This is a genomic window from Streptococcus sp. HMSC062H02, from assembly GCF_001813005.1.
In the GTDB taxonomy this organism is placed as follows: Bacteria; Bacillota; Bacilli; order Lactobacillales; family Streptococcaceae; genus Streptococcus; species Streptococcus oralis_S.
Genome location: NZ_KV811121.1, coordinates 182,989 through 203,772 on the forward strand (window position 1 = coordinate 182,989; position 20,784 = coordinate 203,772).

Annotated in this window: 19 protein-coding genes; 16 read left to right on the forward strand and 3 right to left on the reverse strand. The window is 41.2% G+C overall.

The window, feature by feature from the left end; all coding sequences use genetic code 11:
* Window positions 1-171: 171 nt before the first annotated feature.
* Genes dapB through HMPREF2885_RS05695 form a run of 4 tightly spaced genes read left to right on the forward strand, consistent with a single transcriptional unit; the run spans window position 172 to window position 4,596 of the window.
* Window positions 172-939 carry a 4-hydroxy-tetrahydrodipicolinate reductase gene (dapB, locus tag HMPREF2885_RS05680; protein ID WP_033630048.1) on the forward strand — a complete coding sequence of 256 codons (768 nt, stop codon included), beginning with the start codon at window positions 172-174 and terminating at the stop codon, window positions 937-939.
* On the forward strand, window positions 936-2,135 hold the full coding sequence (locus tag HMPREF2885_RS05685; RefSeq protein WP_070800035.1) for a CCA tRNA nucleotidyltransferase: 1,200 nt from the start codon (window positions 936-938) through the stop codon (window positions 2,133-2,135). The genes dapB and HMPREF2885_RS05685 overlap by 4 nt, the downstream gene beginning before the upstream one ends.
* Complete coding sequence (locus HMPREF2885_RS05690; protein ID WP_049500648.1) at window positions 2,132-4,000, forward strand: ABC-F family ATP-binding cassette domain-containing protein; 1,869 nt, start codon at window positions 2,132-2,134, stop codon at window positions 3,998-4,000. Before HMPREF2885_RS05685 ends, HMPREF2885_RS05690 begins: the two co-directional genes overlap by 4 nt.
* The gene (locus tag HMPREF2885_RS05695) at window positions 3,997-4,596 is read left to right on the forward strand and encodes a hypothetical protein (protein ID WP_065371310.1); all 600 of its coding nucleotides are present in this window, start codon (window positions 3,997-3,999) and stop codon (window positions 4,594-4,596) included. Before HMPREF2885_RS05690 ends, HMPREF2885_RS05695 begins: the two co-directional genes overlap by 4 nt.
* A 53-nt stretch (window positions 4,597-4,649) precedes the next feature.
* Here HMPREF2885_RS05695 and HMPREF2885_RS05700 read toward each other — a convergent pair whose 3' ends face one another.
* Window positions 4,650-5,843, reverse strand: coding sequence for a cation diffusion facilitator family transporter (locus tag HMPREF2885_RS05700; RefSeq protein WP_049500645.1), 1,194 nt, complete (start codon window positions 5,841-5,843; stop codon window positions 4,650-4,652).
* A 156-nt stretch (window positions 5,844-5,999) separates the two neighbouring features.
* On the opposite strand from HMPREF2885_RS05700, the gene HMPREF2885_RS05705 reads away from it, so the two are divergent.
* The 7 genes from HMPREF2885_RS05705 (at window position 6,000) to yaaA (ending at window position 15,456) form a co-directional block, all read left to right on the forward strand.
* Window positions 6,000-7,610, forward strand: a complete 1,611-nt coding sequence (locus tag HMPREF2885_RS05705) for a hypothetical protein (RefSeq protein WP_049500643.1) — start codon at window positions 6,000-6,002, stop codon at window positions 7,608-7,610.
* Window position 7,611: 1 nt separating this feature from the next.
* On the forward strand, window positions 7,612-8,643 hold the full coding sequence (locus HMPREF2885_RS05710) for an acyltransferase family protein (protein WP_049500641.1): 1,032 nt from the start codon (window positions 7,612-7,614) through the stop codon (window positions 8,641-8,643).
* On the forward strand, window positions 8,636-9,622 hold the full coding sequence (locus HMPREF2885_RS05715) for a glycosyltransferase family 2 protein (RefSeq protein WP_049500638.1): 987 nt from the start codon (window positions 8,636-8,638) through the stop codon (window positions 9,620-9,622). The genes HMPREF2885_RS05710 and HMPREF2885_RS05715 overlap by 8 nt, the downstream gene beginning before the upstream one ends.
* Before the next feature lie 210 nt (window positions 9,623-9,832).
* A complete protein-coding gene (locus tag HMPREF2885_RS05720) occupies window positions 9,833-12,529 on the forward strand; it encodes a cation-translocating P-type ATPase (protein ID WP_070657431.1) in 2,697 nt (898 codons plus the stop codon).
* A gap of 104 nt (window positions 12,530-12,633) precedes the next feature.
* Entirely contained in the window at window positions 12,634-13,044 is a 411-nt protein-coding gene (locus tag HMPREF2885_RS05725) for a peptide deformylase (RefSeq protein WP_000412252.1), read from the forward strand.
* Window positions 13,045-13,055: 11 nt separating this feature from the next.
* Window positions 13,056-14,651: a hypothetical protein gene (locus HMPREF2885_RS05730; RefSeq protein WP_070657433.1), complete on the forward strand. Its 1,596-nt coding sequence runs from the start codon at window positions 13,056-13,058 to the stop codon at window positions 14,649-14,651.
* 76 nt (window positions 14,652-14,727) lie between these two features.
* Window positions 14,728-15,456, forward strand: a complete 729-nt coding sequence (gene yaaA, locus HMPREF2885_RS05735) for a peroxide stress protein YaaA (RefSeq protein ID WP_070657434.1) — start codon at window positions 14,728-14,730, stop codon at window positions 15,454-15,456.
* Window positions 15,457-15,487: 31 nt separating this feature from the next.
* Here yaaA and HMPREF2885_RS05740 read toward each other — a convergent pair whose 3' ends face one another.
* Window positions 15,488-16,036 (reverse strand): NADPH-dependent FMN reductase, encoded by a 549-nt coding sequence (locus HMPREF2885_RS05740; RefSeq protein WP_049478798.1) that lies wholly within the window; start codon window positions 16,034-16,036, stop codon window positions 15,488-15,490.
* A 91-nt stretch (window positions 16,037-16,127) separates the two neighbouring features.
* Complete coding sequence (locus HMPREF2885_RS05745) at window positions 16,128-16,574, reverse strand: MarR family winged helix-turn-helix transcriptional regulator (RefSeq protein ID WP_000816318.1); 447 nt, start codon at window positions 16,572-16,574, stop codon at window positions 16,128-16,130.
* A gap of 118 nt (window positions 16,575-16,692) precedes the next feature.
* Here HMPREF2885_RS05745 and HMPREF2885_RS05750 point away from each other — a divergent pair, with 118 nt between their 5' ends.
* From HMPREF2885_RS05750 to ssbA, 5 genes are all read left to right on the forward strand, one after another.
* Window positions 16,693-17,169: a cell wall elongation regulator TseB-like domain-containing protein gene (locus HMPREF2885_RS05750; RefSeq protein ID WP_000776849.1), complete on the forward strand. Its 477-nt coding sequence runs from the start codon at window positions 16,693-16,695 to the stop codon at window positions 17,167-17,169.
* A gap of 9 nt (window positions 17,170-17,178) precedes the next feature.
* Window positions 17,179-18,357 (forward strand): pyridoxal phosphate-dependent aminotransferase, encoded by a 1,179-nt coding sequence (locus HMPREF2885_RS05755; protein WP_000777451.1) that lies wholly within the window; start codon window positions 17,179-17,181, stop codon window positions 18,355-18,357.
* A 152-nt stretch (window positions 18,358-18,509) separates the two neighbouring features.
* Complete coding sequence (gene asnS / locus HMPREF2885_RS05760) at window positions 18,510-19,853, forward strand: asparagine--tRNA ligase (RefSeq protein ID WP_070657436.1); 1,344 nt, start codon at window positions 18,510-18,512, stop codon at window positions 19,851-19,853.
* Window positions 19,854-20,001: 148 nt separating this feature from the next.
* Window positions 20,002-20,292, forward strand: a complete 291-nt coding sequence (rpsF, locus tag HMPREF2885_RS05765; RefSeq protein ID WP_001151782.1) for a 30S ribosomal protein S6 — start codon at window positions 20,002-20,004, stop codon at window positions 20,290-20,292.
* An 11-nt stretch (window positions 20,293-20,303) separates the two neighbouring features.
* Window positions 20,304-20,774, forward strand: coding sequence for a single-stranded DNA-binding protein SsbA (ssbA, locus tag HMPREF2885_RS05770; RefSeq protein ID WP_000609596.1), 471 nt, complete (start codon window positions 20,304-20,306; stop codon window positions 20,772-20,774).
* The last annotated feature ends 10 nt before the right edge of the window (window positions 20,775-20,784 follow it).

Below are 20,784 nucleotides of genomic sequence, written 5' to 3' on the forward strand. Positions count from 1 at the left end.
GCCATTCCCTATTTTTCATGGGCAGCTAACGTCCTTTGTATCTTGATAATTGAACACGCCTAGAACCCTGTGTGAAAAATATAGTTCTTCCAAGGAGTAGACACTCCTTGATCAGAACTCCTATTTTCACTTTGTGTTCTTACAGGCTTTGTATCTTAGACAGGAGTAGAGATGAGTATTCGAGTAATTATTGCCGGTTTTAAGGGAAAAATGGGCCAAGCTGCTTGTCAGATGGTCTTGGCTGATCCAGACTTGGACTTGGTCGCAGTTTTGGATCCTTTTGAGTCTGAGTCAGAGTGGCAGGGGATTCCTGTCTTTAATGATAAGGCTGACTTGGCTGGTTTTGAAGCGGATGTCTGGGTGGATTTTACGACACCAGCCGTTGCTTACGAAAATACGCGTTTTGCCCTTGAAAATGGCTTTGCTCCTGTCGTAGGAACAACTGGATTCACTAGTGACGAAATTGCAGAACTAAAAGCATTTTCCCGTGAACAAGATTTGGGTGGCTTGATTGCTCCAAACTTTGCCTTGGGTGCTGTCTTGCTTATGCAATTTGCAGCACAAGCAGCTAAATATTTCCCAAATGTGGAGATTATTGAACTCCACCATGACAAGAAAAAAGATGCTCCGAGCGGAACAGCCATTAAAACGGCTGAGTTGATGGCGGAAGTGCGAGAGTCTATCCAACAAGGTGCGCCTGATGAGGAAGAATTGATTGCTGGTGCCCGTGGTGCTGATTTTGATGGCATGCGGATCCACTCAGTTCGTTTGCCAGGCTTAGTAGCTCATCAAGAAGTTATCTTTGGCAATCAGGGAGAAGGATTGATCCTTCGTCATGACTCCTATGATCGCAGCTCCTTCATGACAGGAGTCAATTTGGGAATCAAAGAAGTTGTCAAGCGTCATGAGCTTGTCTATGGATTAGAACACTTATTATGAGATTAACGCAAATGCCTTCTGAATTTCAGAAGGCTTTACCAGTATTAGAAAAAATTAAAGAAGCAGGCTTTGAAGCCTATTTTGTTGGAGGCTCTGTTCGAGATGCCCTCCTCAATCGTCCCATCCACGATGTGGATATCGCGACATCATCCTATCCAGAGGAGACAAAGCAGATTTTTCCGCGAACAGCCGATATTGGAATCGAGCACGGAACCGTCTTGGTTTTAGATGGGGATGAAGAGTATGAGGTAACCACCTTTCGGACCGAGGATGTCTATGTGGACTATCGCAGGCCCAGCGCGGTTTCCTTTGTGCGTTCGCTAGAAGAAGACCTCAAGCGCCGTGATTTCACAGTCAATGCCTTCGCCTTGGATGAGACAGGCGAAATCATTGACTTGTTCCATGGTTTAGAAGATTTGGAAAACCAAGTCTTGCGAGCGGTTGGGGTGGCTAGTGAGCGTTTCAATGAAGATGCTCTGCGCATAATGCGTGGTTTTCGTTTTCAGGCCAGTCTTGGTTTTGAACTTGAGCCAGAAACTTTTGAGGCGATGAGGGCTTTGACGCCACTCTTGGAGAAAATTTCTGTAGAGCGCACCTTCGTTGAGTTTGATAAACTCTTGCTGGCACCTTTTTGGCGAGTGGGTCTGTCTTCCATGATTGAAAGTCAAGCTTATGACTATCTTCCAGATATGGCAGGAAGCCAGGACAAGCTCAACAGACTGTTTGATTTGGAGAATGATTTCACTTTTGAGTCTTCCGAACAAGCCTGGGCAGCTCTCTTGTGGGCTTTGGAGATTAAAGATGCACAGCCATTTTTGAAAGCTTGGAAAACCTCACGCCAGTTTGCTAAGCAGGTTCAGGATTTGCTGACTATTTTGGCTTTGCGAGAAGAAGGTGAGCTGAGCAAGCGCGATTGTTACCGATTTGACTTGCATTCCCTTCTACAAGCTGAAAGTCTTCGTCAGGCCCAAGGGAAAGAAGTCAACCCACAAACCATCAAAGAAACTTACCATAGTTTGACCATTCATGACAAGAAAGAAATTCAGATTAACGGTGGAATTTTGATTAAGGAATATGGTTACCAGCCAGGACCAGACTTGGGAGAGATTTTAACAGAGATTGAGTTTGCCATTGTCGATGGAGAGTTGGAAAATGATCGTCAAGCTATCCATGCTTACCTGAGGGAGAAAAAATGAGTGATTTTATCGTTGAAAAACTAAGCAAATCCGTTGGTGACAAGACCGTTTTTAAGGATATTTCCTTTATCATCCATGACTTGGATAGAATCGGTCTAATAGGTGTCAATGGGACGGGTAAGACCACCCTTTTAGACGTCCTTTCTGGCGTTTCTGGCTTTGATGGGGATGTCAGTCCTTTTTCTGCTAAGAATGACTATAAGATTGGCTACTTGACACAGGATCCTGATTTTGATGATAGCAAGACGGTCTTGGATACGGTTCTCTCTAGCGACCTCAAGGAAATCCAGTTGATTCGTGAGTATGAGTTAATCATGCTCAATTACAGTGAGGACAAGCAGGCTCGTTTGGAACGGGTCATGGCAGAGATGGATTCTCTCCAAGCCTGGGAAATTGAAAGCCAGGTCAAGACGGTCCTCAGTAAGCTAGGTATTCAGGACTTGTCGACTCCAGTTGGTGAATTGTCAGGCGGTCTCAGAAGACGGGTCCAGTTGGCGCAAGTTCTCCTAGGAAACCACGACCTCTTGCTTCTGGACGAGCCGACCAACCACCTGGACATTGCGACCATTGAGTGGCTGACTCTTTTTTTGAAGAATTCTAAGAAGACAGTTCTCTTTATCACCCACGATCGTTATTTCCTAGATGCACTATCAACGCGGATTTTCGAGTTGGACCGAGCAGGCTTGACCGAGTATCAGGGAAATTATCAGGACTATGTTCGCCTCAAGGCTGAACAAGATGAGCGTGATGCAGCACTTCTCCACAAAAAGGAACAACTTTATAAGCAAGAATTAGCCTGGATGCGTAGACAACCACAGGCCCGTGCGACCAAGCAACAGGCCCGTATCAATCGTTTCTACGATTTGAAAAAAGAAGTTTCAGGTGGCGTTGCTGAAACAGACTTGACCATGAACTTTGAAACAAGTCGGATTGGGAAAAAAGTCATCGAGTTTCAGAATGTTTCCTTTGCTTATGAGAACAAGCCCATTTTGCAAGATTTTAATCTCTTAGTGCAAGCTAAAGACCGTATCGGAATCGTTGGGGATAATGGTGTCGGGAAGTCAACTCTTCTAAACCTCATCGCAGGAAGTCTTGAGCCGACTAAAGGTCAAGTTATCATCGGTGAGACGGTTCGCATTGCCTATTTCTCTCAACAAATTGAAGGTTTAGATGAAAGCAAGCGCGTTATCAATTACCTGCAGGAAGTAGCAGAAGAGGTTAAGACCAGTGGTGGTTCTACGACTTCCATTGCAGAGTTGCTAGAGCAGTTCCTCTTCCCACGTTCGACGCATGGAACCTTGATTGAGAAATTGTCTGGTGGAGAGAAAAAGCGTCTTTATCTCCTCAAACTGCTCTTGGAAAAACCCAATGTTCTTCTTTTGGACGAGCCGACCAATGACCTAGATATTGCGACTTTGACAGTCTTGGAAAATTTCTTGCGGGGCTTTGCAGGTCCTGTCTTGACAGTTAGCCACGATCGTTATTTCTTGGATAAGGTAGCGACCAAGATTCTCGCTTTTGAGGATGGCAAGATTCTTCCCTTCTTTGGCCATTACACCGACTATCTTGATGAAAAAGCCTTTGAAACAGAGATGGCCAATCAAGTGCAAAAGGCCGAAAAGGAGAAAGTGGTCAAGGTCCGTGAAGACAAGAAACGCATGACCTACCAAGAAAAGCAGGAGTGGGCAAGCATTGAAGGCGATATTGAAGCCTTGGAAAATCGTATCGCTGCTATTGAAGAAGAAATGCAGGCAAATGGCTCTGACTTTGGCAAATTGGCGACGCTTCAGAAAGAGCTAGACGAGAAAAACGAAGCACTTCTTGAAAAATACGAACGTTATGAATACCTAAGTGAGTTGGCATGATGGAAGAAAAAATCATTAAACGTAGTCCCAAGAAAATCATTTGGAATACCTTGTTCGGTCTTTTCGTCTTGTTACCTCTATCTTATCTCTATTCGTATTCGGAAAAGGGGAGCAAACTTCATGCGATAAGTCTTTTGTTTATGCTAGTTGTCCTCTTTTGTGCTGGAGTAGTCATTTATCAGACATACAGACTGTTAAGCTTGGATAAGGAGTATTTGAGATGCACAGTTGAGGGGTTTTACTACAAACCGAATCCAAAGAAACCCAGTCATTTCTATGCTTGGGCAGATGTAGAGGAATTTTCCTTCTCTCGGATTGGAGGAAAGTATAGGAATTCCTATCGGATTGAAGTTTATTTTAAAAACAAGGAAAATGTGAAATCCCAATCACTTCTAGCTCTACTGAAGAGAAGGTGTTTCCCTTTTCATCCGTCAGCAGATTTGATCATCCCTATCATTCTACTAGATGTAGATTTTCCTGAAAGGGTCTATGAGATCATGAAGTACTATGAAAGAGAATGGCGTATCGAACAAAATCGTCAAGCAAGAAAAGAGGCAAAACAAGCTTCGAAAAGCAAATCTTCCAAACCGTCATAGTCTGTCTTTGCTTAAAGTAGAATAATCAAAAAGGCCCTATCCACTGGATAGGGTCACTGTTTGTCTTCTTTTTTAGTTTCCTGGTGGAAAGTATTTTGCCAAGTCTCATGGCGACGCCAGATACTGGTATGGACGATGCCATCTAGCTCATAGCAAATGAGCTTGGTTTTCTGACTAATGGAAGTGATTTGAATATCCTTAATAGCAGCTTTAAGTTCTTTTTCGGCTTGATAAGCGACTTTATCCATCTGCTCTCCATCTTGACGGATATAGAGAAAGTCCTCAGCAAGGAGTTCTTCTAGCTGATTTCCTTGGTCAATCAATTGCTCACGCATGAGCAGTTTTTTATAGACATTGTCTAAAATCTCGTCCTCAGGTATGGGAGCTGGCTCGATATGGACATCGGTATCAAAGACTCCAAAACGCTCTTCCAGCATGGATTCGACCTGGTCCGCAATTTCGTGACTCTCATAGACTGATAAGTCGGGATTCATTTCTAAGGTGATATCAAGGTAGATATTGCTACCGTAGGTACGCCCTCTTTGGGACTTGACCTTACTAATCTTTGGAATCTCCATGATGGCCTTTTGGTAGTCCTCTAGCAGACGGTCATCAAAACCATCTGAAAGACTGAAGGAAGACTCGATAAAGATATCATAGGCTGTTTTTAAGATAAAGAAGGTGATGATGATAGCGACCAATTTATCCACGATAGGGTAATTGAAACTGCTGGCTAGGATAGCAATGGTCGTCCCAAGCGAGGTGACAGCATCGGAAAGATTGTCCTTAGCAGCTGCCTTGAGAGCCTTGGATTTGGATTTCTTACTGAGGCGTGTGTTATAGAGATAAACAGCAAACATGACCGCTGCTGAAATGATTCCTAGAATCGCTCCCAAAGGATCAATAGGTGTTTGTTCCCGACTAAGGATTTTCTGAATGGTGTCCCGAAGCACATCAAAACCAACATAGAACATGATGATGGAAGTAATCAAGCTAGCCAAATCTTCAATCTTCCAGTGACCAAAGCGATGGTCACGGTCTGCAGGTTGGCGGGCCATCCGAATCCCAATCAAGAGAGCAACGTTTCCAATGATGTCCGATACGTTGTTGAAACCATCTGCCACCAAACTGGAAGAATGCAGGAGGTGGCCAGTTGCCAATTTTGCAGCAGACAAGAGGAGGTAGGTCGAAATGCTGATAATGGCTCCGCGCTCTGCCAATTTGAGATTTGACATGGATTGGTTCATCGGACTTCCTTTCTAGGCATATAGTATTCTTACATTATACTGGTTTTCAAAGGAAAATTCAAACGATATAGGCTTACAAGATTGGAGGTAAGCTAGTTTTTTATAAGGAAATGTGGTAGAATTGAAGAGTAATATTTATTCGAAAGAGAGCTTGTAATGATAAATAAAAATATGGTCAGTAGGCTACTTAGCTTAAGTTTTTTATTTTTGCCATTTTTATTTTTTTATCTCTATATATCGATGAGAGGTTTTGAATATCCTGTAGTAGATGATATCATGGTGAATCAAACTATATTATCTGGGGATAATATGCTATTACCCTATGTAGGAATTTTATTATCTACAGGGTTGGTCTTTCTTCAAAAAATTTTTACTGATTGGAATATTTTTTTTATCTTTTTAGTTAGTATTTATTGTATTAGTTTTGGTGTCTATGCTATCTTTTTTTATAAGAAAAAACTGTATCTTTTGCTTCCAATTGTGTTTTTAGCCCAATTGATACTTATTAAATATTTTTCTTTTTCCGTTATCGCATATTTATCAGCTACAGCAGCAACTTTTTTACTATTTGACAAAAGGTACATTTCAGGACTATCACTATTGTTCATTGGTTTATCCATTCGACCTCAAATTATATCAAGCTTTATTTTACTGTTATTCCCTTTTCTGCTCTTTGAGTGGATATCTTCTAAAAAAAGAAAAGAAGTTGTTTTATTATTTAGCGTCATTTTACTGATTTTTGCTTCCAATAAACTATATACACTAGGGAAAGCTGACGTACAGGAGTATTTGACATGGAATGCCCTAAGTACGAATTTGAGAGATTATCCTGCTATTGATTATCAAAGACATGCGAATGAATTTGAAGCTTTGGGAGTAAGTGAGAATGATTTGAATGTCTCCACCTACTGGTTATTTGCTGAAAAAAAAGCCTTAAGCAATACTCTTTTAACAAACATTCAATCTGTTCGCTCCCTCTCAGAGAAATACTCGTTTAATCTGCCTCAGATGATATCAGATTTTTTTAAGAATAGTATACTGACAACCTTCTCTTTAGTACTGATTAGTTGGTTCTTGATTTTTAAGCCTAAGAAGCTATACGGATGGTTTGTACCGATTTCCCCCTTACTTTTAATTGGAGCTCTCTTTGTTAGACAGAGGGTAGTAGAGCGCGTATATATCCCTCTAATAGTATGTTTCTTATTAGTATTTATTTTTTATGCTCGATCATTTTATGAAAAAAGATGTTTATTTGATAAGAGGAAGGTGTTCCTTAGCTTACAAATAATGGGAATACTAGGAGGAGCAGTATGGATAAATCAGCTTGGACAAGAACTGTATTGGTTTCCCTATATTCAATCGTCAGTAGTCTCAGAGTACCAAAATCTTGTACAGAGGAATTCGGATAAACTTATTGTTTTTGGTGGATATGGCACTTTGGTTTCTTCACAGCCTACATTGTCAACTTTTAAATTAAGACCCAATCAGTTAGTGACAAATACAACTACATTAGGAAATTGGCAAACTTTTTCTCCTCATTATTATGAACAAATGAAACGATACGGAGTTGAAGAACCTGAAAATCTGTTGTCTTCTGCAATCAACAATCAGAATATTCTCTTCTTTTGGTCCACTTCCTCAGGGAATATGGATAGTGTTAAAAAAATTATGAAAGAACATTATCAGAAGGATGTTTACTTTGAGGAAGTTGAATCTGTCACTTCAGATATGAGCGTTTATCGTTTAAAATTAGGAACAGGAGGATAGTATGAAGAACCGAATTGGTTACATAGATATGTCTAAAGGTTTAGCAATTATATTAGTTATCATTGGACATAGTAGCTTCGTTCCAAACAATGCAAAGTTGCTTCTCTATTCATTCCACATACCGTTGTTCTTTTTCTTATCTGGTTTTACTTTGAATGTTAGAAAATACGAAACCTTCTCAGGCTATTGTTTAAATAAGGTAAAGAGTTTAGTTATTCCTTTTTTCTTGCTAAATAGTTTTGTTTTTCTGTTTCAACTTTTTGTTATGTACCCTGATCAGGTTCTGAGTTTTGATATTCTTCATTTTATAAAACAGTTACTGATTTCAGATCGTTTGCATATTTATTTTCAATTATGGTTTTTGAATGTGATGTTTTTGGCTCATGTTTTCAGTTACTTTATTTTAAAGAGAAGATGGAATTTGAGCCAGTGGGTGATAATAATCTTATCTCTCTTGGTTTTGGTCTATCTCGGACAGAAGGTATATGAGAGGGAGTATTATTTAATTTGGAATATTGATTTAGTTCCTGTTGCTCTGATTTTCATCTTGCTGGGAGTATGGACTAAGAATAATTTACATCAATTAGAAAAGTATTTTTCAATTTACCTTTTACCGATTGGACTTATTCTTACCAATTATAGCAGTAAACTAAACTATCGAGTGAGTGGCTATCAAATTGTTGATTTGTATTATCAGCAAATTGGGAATCATTTCTTATTTTACTTGGCAGCTATTTCAGGAATTTGGAGTGTTCTTATATTTTTTAAAACAATTCCAGAGAGTTCCATTTTGAAATCAATCGGCCAAAAAACGTTGATTTATTATGGAGTACATTCGCCGATAGTTCTGGTGTTAGTAGAAAAATTAGTTAAAGAATTGTCTACGAAATATACTGGAATTTTTGTTAATCAATATATAACGACAGTTTTTGTAGTTATATTAACAATTTTGGGCTGTGAATTGATAGTCAGGATGTTTAGAGGAACCAACTTTCCTTTTGGGATAAAAAGATTAGGAGAAAGAGATGAGTAGACACAAGCCAATTTTATATATCGTTGTTCCATGTTATAACGAAGAACAAGTCTTACCGCATACTAATCCAATGTTTGTTGAAAAAATTGAACAATTAATAAAGAAAGAAGAAATCCACTGCCATAGTAAAATTATGTATGTAAACGATGGTAGTAAGGATCGGACTTGGGAACTGATAGAAAGTTATGCTAAATCTATCCCTTCTGTGGTTGGTGTATCGCAAAGTCGTAACAGAGGTCATCAAAGTAGTGTACTTGCAGGTATGTATGAGGCCATTCAGTTTGCTGATATTGTCATTACTATTGATGCCGATGGACAAGATGATATCAATTGTATGGATAAAATGATTGAAGAATATAAAAGCGGTTCTGAAATTGTCTACGGTGTACGTGATAACCGTGATACGGACTCTGCTTTTAAACGAATTACAGCTGAAGGTTTTTATAAAGTTTTACGCCTATTCGGAGCAGAAGTCGTTTTTAATCATGCTGACTATCGATTGGTTTCTAAAAGATTCTTGAAGGAATTAGAAAAATTCCCTGAGGTCAATCTTTTTCTTCGTGGTTTAATGCCTTTAGTTGGCTTTAAATATTCTTACGTATCGTATAAGCGACATGAACGAATTGCTGGTGAGAGCCATTACCCACTGTCTAAAATGCTTGGTTTGGCTATGGATGGTATTACAAGTTTATCAATAAAACCGATTCGGTTGATTACAAGTCTTGGTGTTTTGACGTCACTCTTTAGTTTTCTATTGATTATTTGGGTTATATGGAGTAAGTTTGCTGGTACAGTCGTGGCTGGCTGGGCGAGCACCTATGCAATAGTTAGCTTACTTGGTGGAGTTCAATTGATTAGTTTGGGTGTAATTGGTGAGTATGTTGGAAAAATTTATCTGGAAACAAAACGTCGTCCTAGATATATTATCAGTGAACGTACTTTTGATTCAGAAAGTGTTTCATCTGATTTTAACCCTTGAAAACTTTTCAAATTTTGATATAATAGTACTACTCAAGGGAGTAGCTGGCAGAAACCTGTGATAGTGTCGTCATTCCGAATTGTATACTGAAAAGTATGTTTTCCGGCACTATCTTAAACAGCGAGACTTGTTATGATTAACAGGTCTCTTTTTGTTTGTCATAAAACTAAAAGAGAACTTGTTTTGCACACAATGTCAAGGAGGAGACACATGTCAAAAGAACAAAAACGCCAAGCGTTTTATACTCAAAGTCCTGAAGAGGTCTTGAAGTCGGTTGAAGCAACTGAGCAAGGTCTCTCGTCTAGCGAAGCACAGAAACGCCTAGCTGAATATGGACGCAATGAACTGGAAGAGGGTGAGAAAAAATCTCTCCTAGTCAAATTTATCGAGCAATTTAAGGATTTGATGATTATCATCCTAGTTGCTGCGGCTATCTTGTCAGTCGTAACTTCTGGTGGGGAAGATATCGCAGATGCCATCATTATCCTTGCTGTGGTTATCATCAACGCTGCCTTTGGTGTTTACCAAGAAGGAAAAGCAGAAGAAGCCATCGAAGCCCTCAAATCTATGTCTAGTCCAGCTGCTCGCGTTATTCGTGATGGACACATGGCTGAGATTGATTCCAAAGAATTGGTACCAGGTGATATCGTAGCTCTCGAAGCAGGTGATGTAGTGCCAGCAGACCTACGTTTGCTAGAAGCTAATTCTCTTAAAATCGAAGAAGCAGCTCTGACAGGTGAGTCTGTTCCAGTCGAAAAAGACTTGACTGTCGAGCTCTCTGCAGATGCTGGTATTGGTGACCGTGTCAATATGGCCTTCCAAAACTCAAACGTGACTTATGGTCGTGGTCTTGGTGTTGTTGTCAATACAGGTATGTACACGGAAGTTGGTCATATCGCTGGCATGCTCCAAGATGCGGATGAGACGGATACACCACTCAAACAAAACTTGAACAACCTTTCTAAGGTCTTGACCTATGCAATTTTGGTTATTGCCCTTGTTACTTTTGTAGTTGGAGTCTTCATTCAAGGTAAAAATCCACTTGGTGAGTTGATGACCTCTGTTGCGCTTGCTGTTGCAGCCATCCCAGAAGGACTTCCTGCTATCGTGACTATCGTTCTTGCCCTTGGTACTCAAGTTTTGGCAAAACGAAACTCTATCGTTCGTAAGTTGCCAGCAGTAGAAACACTTGGTTCAACTGAAATCATCGCTTCTGATAAGACTGGTACGCTTACCATGAACAAGATGACCGTCGAAAAAGTCTTCTATGATGCAGTACTACATGATTCAGCTGATGACATTGAACTAGGTCTTGAAATGCCTCTTCTTCGTTCAGTTGTCTTGGCTAACGATACTAAGATTGATGCAGAAGGAAACCTGATCGGGGATCCAACGGAAACAGCCTTCATCCAGTATGCCTTGGACAAGGGTTACGATGTTAAAGGGTTCTTAGAGAAATATCCTCGTGTAGCTGAATTGCCGTTTGACTCAGATCGTAAACTCATGTCAACGGTTCATCCATTGCCAGATGGGAAATTCCTAGTGGCAGTCAAGGGAGCTCCTGACCAACTCTTGAAACGTTGTGTTGCTCGGGATAAAGCTGGAGATGTCGCTCCGATTGATAATCAAGTCAATGACATAATTCACACAAACAACTCTGAAATGGCTCACCAAGCCTTGCGTGTCCTTGCGGGTGCGTATAAGATTATCGATAGTATTCCAGAAAACTTGACTTCTGAAGAGCTTGAAAACAACTTGATCTTTACTGGATTGATTGGAATGATTGACCCTGAACGTGCCGAAGCTGCAGAAGCTGTTCGTGTGGCTAAGGAAGCTGGAATCCGTCCAATCATGATTACGGGTGACCATCAAGATACTGCAGAAGCTATTGCCAAACGTTTGGGAATTATTGATGCAAATGATACAGAAGGCCACGTTTTAACTGGTGCTGAGCTCAACGAACTGTCAGATGAAGACTTTGAAAAAGTAGTTGGTCAATACTCTGTTTATGCCCGTGTGTCTCCAGAACACAAGGTTCGTATCGTCAAGGCTTGGCAAAAACAAGGTAAGGTTGTTGCTATGACAGGTGACGGTGTTAATGACGCCCCAGCTCTGAAAACAGCCGATATCGGTATCGGTATGGGAATCACTGGTACAGAGGTTTCTAAGGGGGCTTCTGACATGATTCTTGCAGATGATAACTTTGCGACTATTATCGTCGCAGTTGAAGAAGGACGTAAGGTCTTCTCAAACATTCAAAAGACTATTCAGTACTTACTTTCTGCCAATACTGCTGAAGTATTAACTATCTTCTTATCAACCTTGTTTGGTTGGGACGTCTTGCAGCCAGTTCATCTCTTGTGGATCAACTTGGTAACAGATACCTTCCCAGCTATCGCTCTAGGTGTTGAGCCTGCTGAGCCTGGTGTCATGAACCATAAACCACGTGGACGCAAGGCAAGCTTCTTCTCAGGTGGTGTTTTGAGTTCTATCATTTATCAAGGTGTACTCCAAGCAGCTATTGTTATGAGTGTTTATGGCCTTGCGATTGCTTACCCAGTTCACGTGGGTGACAATCATGCTATTCACGCAGATGCCCTCACTATGGCCTTTGCAACACTTGGTTTGATTCAGCTCTTCCATGCCTACAACGTCAAGTCTGTTTACCAATCCATCTTGACAGTCGGACCATTCAAGTCTAAGACCTTCAACTGGTCTATCTTGGTATCCTTCATCCTCTTGATGGCAACAATCGTTGTAGAACCGCTTGAAGGTATCTTCCACGTAACCAAACTAGACTTGTCTCAATGGGGTATTGTTCTAGCTGGAAGCTTCTCAATGATACTTATCGTCGAAATCGTTAAGTTTGTTCAACGTAAACTTGGTCTTGATAAGAACGCGATTTAAAAAGAAAGTCATCTTCGGATGGCTTTTTTTGCATTTGAGAGAAAGGACTAGGAGTTGCTCCCTTTTGTGCTATAATAAAGTAAAGTAGCAAGGAGTGAAAGAGAATGGAAAAGAAAATTGTCCGAGATGTCTTATTCTTGTCGCAGGTCTCGAAACCTGCAAGTCAGGAAGACCTTTATCTGGCTAAGGATTTGCAGGATACCCTGCTGGCTAATCGCGAGACCTGTGTCGGTCTGGCAGCCAATATGATTGGTGTGCAGAAGCGTGTCATTATCTTTAATCTTGGCTTGGTTCCCATGGTCATGTTTAACCCCATTCTCCTTTCCTATAAAGGACCTTACGAGACAGAGGAAGGTTGTTTGTCTTTGACTGGGGTGCGACCAACAACTCGCTATGAAACGATTACGGTTTCCTATCGTGATAGTAAGTGGGAGGAACAGACCATTACGTTAACAGGTTTTCCAGCTCAGATCTGCCAACATGAACTGGATCATTTGGAAGGACGGATTATTTAGGAGGAACTCAGATGAAACGCATACTTTTTGAACTTGTTTTTATCGCAACGACTTGGTATATCTTTTTGCCGCCACTTAATCTTACTAGTTGGGAATTCATCTTCTTTCTTTGTGGGCATCTGGTGGTGATGGGAATTTTGTTTAGTTTCCACAAGGATACCAACCTCCTCAAGACAGTTCACCTACGTCATGGCAAGGCTGCCAAAGATCTCAATCTAGAAGGATTCCTTTTTACCAAACTTAGTAGAGGATTGTTTCTGACTGCAGCTATCATCTTTGTCCTTGCTGGTCTGGTAAGCCTAGTAACCTCTAGCTTTTTCCAAGCAAAAAATTATGCTAATGTGGTGTCTATCACAGAAAAAGATTTTAAAGATTTTCCTAAGAGTGATACCAGTAAGGTTCCAATTCTAGATCGGAGCACTGCAGAAAAGATTGGTGACCGTTATCTAGGCTCTCTGACGGATAAGGTCTCCCAGTACGTAGCAGCAGATACTTATACCCAGCTGACGGTTGATGGAAAACCCTATCGAGTCACACCCTTGGAGTATGCAGATCCCATCAAATGGTTCAACAATCAAGCCAAGGGGATTGGCGAGTACATCAAGGTTGATATGGTGACAGGAAATGCGGAATTAGTAGATTTGAAAACACCGATGAAGTATTCGGACTCCGAGTATTTTAACCGTGACGTCAAACGTCATCTTCGAATCAAGTATCCGACTAAGATTTTTAAAACCCCATCCTTTGAGGTGGATGATGAAGGCAATCCTTTCTATGTAGCAACCGTTTATCAAAAGCAGTTTGGTCTAGGAGTTCCTCGTCCTTCATCTGTTATTATCTTGGATGCTACCAATGGAGAAACCAAGGAATACAGCTTGGATGAAGTCCCAGAATGGGTGGATCGTGTCTATCCAGCTGAAGAAACCATCGAGCAAATCAACTATAATGGCAAGTACAAAGATGGTTTCTGGAATGCCTTGATTTCTAAGAAAAACGTCACCCAAACGACAGAGGGCTATAACTATCTTTCTATCGGAAATGACATTTATCTCTACACAGGGGTGACTTCAGCAAATGCTGACGAAAGTAATCTAGGATTTATCCTTGAAAATATGCGCACTGGTGAAATCACCAAGTACAATCTAGCATCAGCAACTGAAGAATCAGCCCGTGCTTCCGCAGAAGGAGCAGTGCAAGAGAAGGCCTACAAGGCTACCTTCCCTATCCTTGTTAATCTCAATGACAAGCCTCTTTATATCATGGGCTTAAAGGACAATGCAGGCTTGGTCAAGGAATATGCATTGGTCGATGCCGTGGAGTACCAAAACGTCATCGTAGCAGCTACGGTAGATGAACTCCTCAGCAAATATGCCAATAAAAATGACCTAGAGTTGGATAATGAAACGGTAGAAAACATCAAGGGAGTGGTTTCAGATCTTAAATCAGCTGTCATCAAGGGGGATACCGTTTACTTCTTCAAAGTTGATGGCAAGATTTATAAGGTCAAGGCTTCAGTGTCAGACGACCTTCCTTACCTCGAAAATGGTCAATCTTTTGAAGGTCAAGTTGGAAAGGATAACTATCTCAAGAGCTTTAAAGTCAAGTAAAAGAAACCTCGGTATGAACCGAGGTTTTTAAGATGAAATTCTTGGTCGTGATTGAAAAATATGCTACACTAACAATATGAAAATTTTAATCCCAACAGCAAAAGAAATGAACACAAACCATCCTTGTATCGAAGCGCTCCCCTTGAGGGAAGAAAGTCAGGCAGTCCTTGACTCACTGGCGCACTACTCAGCCAGTGAATTAGAGACTTTTTATAAGGTATCTGTCGAGAAAGCAGAAGAAGAGTACGGCCATATTCAAGCTTTAAAAGATCACAGGGCTAAACATTATCCAGCCTTGAAACTTTTCGATGGTCTCATGTATCGTCACATCAAACGAAATGGGTTAACCGAAGCTGAACAAACCTATCTTGAAAATCATGTCCTGATTACCTCGGCTTTATACGGTGTTGTCCCAGCCTTGTCGCCTATGGCTCCTCACCGTTTGGACTTCTTGATGAAGTTAAAAGTGGCTAGAAAAACCCTAAAGACTCATTGGAAATCAGCCTATGATGAGGCACTTCAGGACGAGGACTTGATATTCTCACTCCTATCATCAGAGTTTGAAACCGTATTTTCGAAGGAAATCAGAGAAAAGATGGTGACCTTCAAATTTATGGAGGACAAGGCAGGTCAGCTGAAAATCCACTCAACCATTTCAAAAAAAGCCCGTGGCGCCTTTTTGACCGCCTTGATAGAGGGGCAAGTCCATACAGTCAAACAAGCTCGCAAGCTCCGCTTTGCCGGCTTTGACTACCGACCTGATTTATCAAGTGATTTAGAACTCGTCTTTGTGAAACAAGCATAAAACCAGCTCATTCGAGCTGGTTTTTGCTGGATTAGTTGATGGCTGCAAGAAGGTCGTCCGCTTGTTTTGCAAGTGATGAAGCAGTTGCTTCTTCTAACACCAATTTTCCATCTGCCCAAGCAGAGTCATTGACACGAGCAGCTGTAAAGTCACCAACGACTTGTGTACGGATAAATGGCAAGAGGTCTTTATAAATAGCAAAGAGTTGATCGTGACCGGCATTGGCTACAGAAGAGACAGTAATAAACTTGTCTTGGAGGGCAGAAGCGCCACGTGTATCAGACAAGTCAAGGGCACGAGAGAGCCAGTCAAGCAAGTTTTTCACTGTTCCAGGGATAGAGAAGTTGTAGACTGGAGAGAAGATCCAGATCGCATCCGCAGCAAGGACTGCTTCACGAGCAGCAGCTACAGCTGGATGAGTTGGAACTTCCAAATCTTGGCTGAAGAGAGGAACAGCTGAGTAATCAAGATAGCTAACTTCCGCTTTTCCAGCAAGTGCTTTTTCAGCTTCGAGGGCCATTTGGTGGTTGAAAGAACCTTGGCGTAGTGAACCGACGATAAATAATACTTTTTTAGACATGATGTGTCTCCTTTAGTTTAAAATTCAAAGAGCGAACTCTTTTGTTACCATCTATGTTACAACAAATAATACTAATTAGCAATAATTTTGCTCACAAATTTTTAAATTTTTTTAAAATGCGGATTAAGTCTTCCTTTTCGCCATCTTCCAAGATGCTGAGTGCTTCTACGATAGAATCGATATGGTCAGGAAGAACCTCTTCGATTTTTCTGCGTCCTGCAGGTGTTAATTTCAGGAAAAAGGATCGACGATCCTTGGGGTCGCAAGTTCTAGAAATCCACCCATCTCGAACCATATTTCGAATGACGACAGTCATGTTTCCAGAAGTGGCTAACATTTTTTCAATCAAATCCTGAATGCGTAGTTCCCCCTTGCTATAGAGGGTTTCCAAAACTGAAAATTGGGTGGGTGTTAGCCCGTGTTCTTTAGCAGCTTTGGCTTCATAAGGTTTAAAAGTTCGTATGGCTTTATTGAGGACGATAGCTGTTTTTAAGTCTAATTGATTATCGGAAATTTTCTCTTTCAAATATTGTTTCATAAGGCTATTTTATCAATAATGAGAGAGAAAAACAAGAACTTACATTTTATAGGAAAAGAATCTTAGAATGTTCCCGTCTTCACTTGTAATAAAGAAGGAGAGATGGTAAAATAGACGAGTGAAACTAAGACAGAAAAAAGCAAAAAACAAGCTACTTATACAATATGGAATCGGCATTGCTCTGGTAGTACTAGTCATGACGACTTCATTCCTTTATCTGATATCACTCAGCATGAAACCCTATCAAGATGCTAGACTTGAGGGAGAAAAACTGGCCAAGCAGTATGCAGAATTGGAAAAGGCAGATCAGGTTGATTTCTACAATGGTCTAGAGGGCTATTACAGTGTTCTGGGACATAATAAAAAGCAAGAGGCCATTGCCGTACTGATTGAAAAGAATGACCACAAGATTTATGTTTATCAGCTTGATAAGGGGATTTCTCAAGACAAGGCAGTGACGATTTCGAGGGAAAAAGGAGCTAGCGACATTGACAAGATTACTTTTGGTCGTTATCAGGATAAGCCGATTTGGGAAGTTAAGTCAGGAAACCAGTACTATCTGGTTGACTTTGAAACAGGAGCAGTGATCCAATAAGGAGGGCATATGAAACTATCCAAACGTGTACTAGAAATGGAAGAAAGCGTCACTCTAGCCAGTGATGCAAGAGCCAAAGCATTAAAAGCTCAGGGAAAAGATGTTCTTTTCTTAACCTTGGGACAGCCTGATTTTCATACTCCTGAAAACATTCAGGAGGCAGCGGTAGGAGCGATTCGAGATGGACGTGCTTCCTTCTATACAGTTGCTTCAGGCCTACCAGAGTTAAAAGCGGCGGTTAATACCTATTTTGAACGCTACTATGGGTATTCCGTAGCGGCTAACGAGGTTACCTTTGCCACTGGTGCTAAGTTCTCTCTCTACACCTTCTTTATGGCTGTGGTCAATCCAGGTGATGAGGTCATTATTCCTACACCATACTGGGTCAGCTATGGAGACCAGGTCAAAATGGCAGAAGGAGTGCCAGTCTTTGTCCAGGCAAAGGAAGACAATCACTTTAAAGTAACAGTAGAGCAGCTAGAAGCAGCGCGAACAGATAAGACCAAGATCTTAGTTCTCAATTCACCATCGAATCCGACCGGTATGATTTACTCTCGTGAGGAACTCTTGGCTATCGGAAATTGGGCTGTTGCGCATGATGTCCTTATCTTAGCAGATGATATTTATGGTCGTTTGGTTTATAACGGGAACGAATTTGTTCCAATTTCTAGTCTGTCAGAAGCCATTCGCAAGCAAACCATCGTGATTAACGGTGTATCTAAGGCCTATGCCATGACTGGTTGGCGGGTAGGTTATGCTGTGGGAAATCCTGAAATTATTGCTGCCATGAGCAAACTAACAGGACAAACGACCTCCAACCTGACTGCTGTATCACAATATGCTACCATTGAAGCCCTAACTGGACCGCAAGACTCTGTTGAAACCATGCGTCAAGCATTTGAGGAACGGTTGAATACCATTTATCCTCTCTTGTGCCAAGTACCAGGATTTGAAGTTGTCAAGCCCCAAGGAGCCTTCTATCTTTTCCCAAATGTCAAAAAAGCGATGGAGATGAAGGGTTATACCGATGTGACAGAGTTTACAACGGCTATTCTCGAAGAAGTCGGCCTTGCCTTGATTACAGGAGCTGGATTTGGAGCACCAGAAAATGTTCGTCTCAGCTATGCCACAGACTTGGACACATTAAAAGAAGCTATTCGTCGTTTGCACCAGTTTATGGAAAAATAAAACTTAGAATCTTCGCCTTTTTAGCGAAGATTTTTTGTAACGAAAATCTCGCGATTTTTATCTAGTAGAACCTAGCTATCACAGTCTATTTATGGTAAAATAGTGGGTAATGATGTCTTCGGACAAGTTAAACGAAAAAAGGAAGATAGATTATGACAAAACGTGTAACAATTATTGATGTAAAAGACTACGTTGGTCAAGAAGTGACCATCGGAGCCTGGGTTGCCAACAAATCAGGAAAAGGGAAAATTGCCTTCTTGCAATTGCGTGATGGAACAGCCTTCTTCCAAGGTGTAGCCTTTAAACCAAACTTTATTGAAAAGTTCGGTGAGGAAGTGGGGCTAGAGAAGTTTGATACGATTAAACGCCTAAGCCAAGAAACTTCTGTTTATGTGACAGGAATTGTCAAAGAAGACGAACGTTCTAAGTTTGGCTATGAGTTGGATATTACAGACATCGAAGTGATCGGTGAATCTCAAGACTACCCAATCACACCAAAAGAACACGGAACAGACTTCTTGATGGACAACCGTCACTTGTGGCTCCGCTCTCGTAAGCAAGTAGCAGTGATGCAAATCCGTAACGCTATCATCTATGCAACTTATGAGTTTTTCGACAAGAACGGCTTCATGAAGTTTGATAGCCCAATCCTTTCAGGAAACGCGGCTGAAGATTCAACAGAACTCTTTGAAACAGATTACTTCGGAACGCCAGCCTACTTGAGTCAATCTGGTCAGCTTTACCTAGAAGCAGGGGCTATGGCTCTTGGTCGTGTATTTGACTTTGGTCCAGTATTCCGTGCTGAAAAATCAAAAACGCGCCGTCACTTGACTGAGTTCTGGATGATGGACGCAGAGTACTCTTACTTGACACACGATGAGTCACTTGACTTGCAAGAAGCTTATGTGAAAGCTCTTCTTCAAGGCGTTTTGGATCGTGCGCCTCAAGCCTTGGAAACCTTGGAACGTGATACAGAGCTCTTGAAACGCTACATTGCAGAGCCATTCAAACGCATCACTTACGATCAAGCCATTGACCTCTTGCAAGAGCATGAAAACGATGAAGATGCTGACTACGAGCATTTGGAACATGGCGATGACTTTGGTTCACCACACGAAACATGGATTTCAAACCACTTTGGTGTGCCAACATTTGTCATGAACTACCCAGCAGCTATCAAGGCCTTCTACATGAAACCAGTTCCTGGAAATCCAGAGCGCGTGCTTTGTGCAGACTTGCTTGCACCAGAAGGTTACGGAGAAATCATCGGTGGTTCTATGCGTGAGGAAGACTACGATGCTCTTGTTGCTAAGATGAATGATCTTGGTATGGATACGACAGAATATGAATTCTACCTGGATCTTCGTAAGTATGGAACAGTTCCACATGGTGGCTTCGGTATCGGTATCGAGCGTATGGTAACCTTTGTAGCTGGTACTAAGCATATCCGTGAAGCCATTCCATTCCCACGTATGTTGCACCGTATCAAACCATAAACTAGTAAAAAGAAGATGATTTCATCTTCTTTTTTCACTTTTATCTTGCTATCTATCAGTTTTTCTAGTATAATAGTTTATTGTGAGCAAACCTCACTTACCCCTTGCAAAGACTAGGGGTCATTAGACCAAAAGGAGGAACATATCAATGGCTAAATACGAAATTCTTTATATCATTCGTCCAAACATTGAAGAAGAAGCGAAAAACGCTTTGGTAGCACGTTTTGACTCTATCTTGACTGACAACGGTGCAACTGTTGTTGAATCAAAATCATGGGAAAAACGTCGTCTTGCATACGAAATCCAAGATTTCCGTGAAGGACTTTACCACATCGTTAACGTTGAAGCAAACGACGACGCAGCTCTTAAAGAGTTTGACCGTCTTTCAAAAATCAACGCTGACATTCTTCGTCACATGATCGTCAAACTTGACGCGTAAGAAGGTAAATTATGATTAACAATGTTGTACTTGTAGGGCGTATGACACGTGACGCTGAGTTACGTTATACCCCATCAAATGTAGCAGTTGCGACTTTTACTCTTGCAGTAAACCGTACATTTAAGAGTCAAAATGGCGAACGTGAGGCTGATTTCATCAATGTCGTTATGTGGCGCCAACAGGCTGAAAATCTTGCTAACTGGGCTAAGAAAGGCTCTCTTATCGGGATCACAGGCCGTATCCAGACTCGTAGTTACGATAACCAGCAAGGACAACGTGTCTACGTAACAGAAGTCGTGGCTGAGAATTTCCAAATGTTGGAAAGCCGCGGAGTGCGTGAAGGACATACAGGTGGAGCTTATTCTGCACCAACTGCTGGTCAATCAGCACCTGCAAATCCAGTACCAGACTTTTCACGTTCTGAAAATCCCTTTGGAGCAACCAATCCATTGGACATTTCAGATGATGATTTACCATTCTAATGGACAATTA

Bases quoted from the DNA above. Each gene is read 5' to 3' on its own strand.
- dapB (WP_033630048.1), top strand. From the start codon at position 172: ATGAGTATTCGAGTAATTATTGCCGGTTTTAAGGGAAAAATGGGCCAA.
- HMPREF2885_RS05685 (WP_070800035.1), top strand. From the start codon at position 936: ATGAGATTAACGCAAATGCCTTCTGAATTTCAGAAGGCTTTACCAGTA.
- HMPREF2885_RS05690 (WP_049500648.1), top strand. From the start codon at position 2,132: ATGAGTGATTTTATCGTTGAAAAACTAAGCAAATCCGTTGGTGACAAG.
- HMPREF2885_RS05695 (WP_065371310.1), top strand. From the start codon at position 3,997: ATGATGGAAGAAAAAATCATTAAACGTAGTCCCAAGAAAATCATTTGG.
- HMPREF2885_RS05700 (WP_049500645.1), bottom strand. From the start codon at position 5,843: ATGAACCAATCCATGTCAAATCTCAAATTGGCAGAGCGCGGAGCCATT.
- HMPREF2885_RS05705 (WP_049500643.1), top strand. From the start codon at position 6,000: ATGATAAATAAAAATATGGTCAGTAGGCTACTTAGCTTAAGTTTTTTA.
- HMPREF2885_RS05710 (WP_049500641.1), top strand. From the start codon at position 7,612: ATGAAGAACCGAATTGGTTACATAGATATGTCTAAAGGTTTAGCAATT.
- HMPREF2885_RS05715 (WP_049500638.1), top strand. From the start codon at position 8,636: ATGAGTAGACACAAGCCAATTTTATATATCGTTGTTCCATGTTATAAC.
- HMPREF2885_RS05720 (WP_070657431.1), top strand. From the start codon at position 9,833: ATGTCAAAAGAACAAAAACGCCAAGCGTTTTATACTCAAAGTCCTGAA.
- HMPREF2885_RS05725 (WP_000412252.1), top strand. From the start codon at position 12,634: ATGGAAAAGAAAATTGTCCGAGATGTCTTATTCTTGTCGCAGGTCTCG.
- HMPREF2885_RS05730 (WP_070657433.1), top strand. From the start codon at position 13,056: ATGAAACGCATACTTTTTGAACTTGTTTTTATCGCAACGACTTGGTAT.
- yaaA (WP_070657434.1), top strand. From the start codon at position 14,728: ATGAAAATTTTAATCCCAACAGCAAAAGAAATGAACACAAACCATCCT.
- HMPREF2885_RS05740 (WP_049478798.1), bottom strand. From the start codon at position 16,036: ATGTCTAAAAAAGTATTATTTATCGTCGGTTCACTACGCCAAGGTTCT.
- HMPREF2885_RS05745 (WP_000816318.1), bottom strand. From the start codon at position 16,574: ATGAAACAATATTTGAAAGAGAAAATTTCCGATAATCAATTAGACTTA.
- HMPREF2885_RS05755 (WP_000777451.1), top strand. From the start codon at position 17,179: ATGAAACTATCCAAACGTGTACTAGAAATGGAAGAAAGCGTCACTCTA.
- asnS (WP_070657436.1), top strand. From the start codon at position 18,510: ATGACAAAACGTGTAACAATTATTGATGTAAAAGACTACGTTGGTCAA.
- rpsF (WP_001151782.1), top strand. From the start codon at position 20,002: ATGGCTAAATACGAAATTCTTTATATCATTCGTCCAAACATTGAAGAA.
- ssbA (WP_000609596.1), top strand. From the start codon at position 20,304: ATGATTAACAATGTTGTACTTGTAGGGCGTATGACACGTGACGCTGAG.